Source organism: Muribacter muris, assembly GCF_001038205.1.
Lineage (GTDB): Bacteria > Pseudomonadota > Gammaproteobacteria > Enterobacterales > Pasteurellaceae > Muribacter > Muribacter muris.
In genome coordinates this window covers 1-1,325 of record NZ_JWIZ01000092.1, presented here as the reverse complement: position 1 = coordinate 1,325, position 1,325 = coordinate 1, and the positions used below count along the sequence as shown (strand labels likewise).

2 protein-coding genes are annotated in these 1,325 nt (G+C 41.7%); one reads left to right on the top strand and one right to left on the bottom strand.

The genetic code is table 11. The annotated features are described in order from the left end of the window. Positions 1–46 precede the first annotated feature (46 nt). On the top strand, positions 47–808 hold the full coding sequence (locus RO21_RS11215) for a hypothetical protein (protein ID WP_047977869.1): 762 nt from the start codon (positions 47–49) through the stop codon (positions 806–808). 50 nt (positions 809–858) lie between these two features. Here RO21_RS11215 and RO21_RS11210 read toward each other — a convergent pair whose 3' ends face one another. Then, positions 859–1,128, bottom strand: coding sequence for a hypothetical protein (locus tag RO21_RS11210; protein ID WP_047977868.1), 270 nt, complete (start codon positions 1,126–1,128; stop codon positions 859–861). Between the last annotated feature and the right edge of the window lie 197 nt (positions 1,129–1,325).

The window sequence follows — 1,325 nt, the reverse complement described above, 5'->3', positions numbered from 1 at the left end:
AATTGCTTAACTCTTTATTGGTTAATTTCCCAAACATTTTGATGCGGTGCCGGCTGAAAATATCGAAGTTAACGGCGAAGGCTGGACGATTATTGATGTGTTCGGTGGGAGCGGTTTGCTTTCGCATACCGCAAAGCGTAAAAAGCCATTGGCACGGGTGATTTACAATGATTTTGACGGTTATGCCGAACGGCTGAAATATATCGCTGACATCAACCGCTTACGGCGGATTATTTTCGGTTTAGTCGCGGATTTGCCGAAAGGCAAGCGGTTAGATAAAACGAAAAAATTGCAAATCATTGAGGCAATCAACGCCTTTGACGGCTATAAAGACCCGCATATTCTGTGTTCGTGGCTGCTGTTTAGCGGGCAACAAGTCAGCAGTCTTGATGAATTATTTAAAGAGGATTTTTGGCATTGCGTGCGTAAAAGCGACTATCCCGAAGCAACTGGCTATTTGGACGGTGTGGAAGCTGTCAGCGAGTCGTTTCATCAGCTTTTACCCAAATATCAACATCAAGCAAAAACGCTGTTTGTGCTTGATCCACCCTATCTCTGCACACATCAGGCAAGTTATAAGCAGGTACACTATTTTGACTTAATTGATTTCCTACGGCTGATTCACTTAACCCGTCCGCCGTATATTTTCTTCAGTTCAACCAAATCGGAGTTTATCCGGTTTATTGACGCAATGATCGAAGATAAATGGCAGAATTGGCAGGCTTTTGAAAAGTACAATCGGATGACGCTACAAACAAGCGTCTGCTATTCGAGCAAATACGAAGATAATTTGGTGTATAAATTTTAATGAAAATGCCCTTTAGGTGAAGTTTAAAGGGCGTTTTAAGTAAAAGATCTTTATGTTTCATTGTTTAATTCGGAGAGTAAACAGTAAAACGGTGGGGCGAAAGGGGCAAGTGTCGAAGTGAATTTAACGACACTGTCTTTGCGATTATCGTCAATAAATCGAATGTCCAAGAAGGCAATATTATAGACAAAGGTGGTGCCGCGTCCGTTTGGTAGAGAGTACTGCGTGCCGTCGGTGATAAAGTCAGCTTGTTCTTTTACGGCAATCAGAGCTAATTCCTGCATCATTTCCTGTTCTGTCCGCATTGTGAAAGTCGTCATTGGAGGTTTCCTGTTTTGCTTAATGTGTGTACAGGATTGCTCTCTTCAAAGGACATATCAAGTCTTGTTTTAGAAGATAAAGCGGATAGGCGATATTGTGAGCTGGGGATAAAAATGTAAGACTGTTGCAGTATGTGAAACAAGTCGAGAAGTAAATTATCTCACTTTTTTCGCAAAACTTATCTCGCTCGCTTTTA

Bases quoted from the DNA above. Each gene is read 5' to 3' on its own strand.
- RO21_RS11210 (WP_047977868.1), bottom strand. From the start codon at position 1,128: ATGACGACTTTCACAATGCGGACAGAACAGGAAATGATGCAGGAATTA.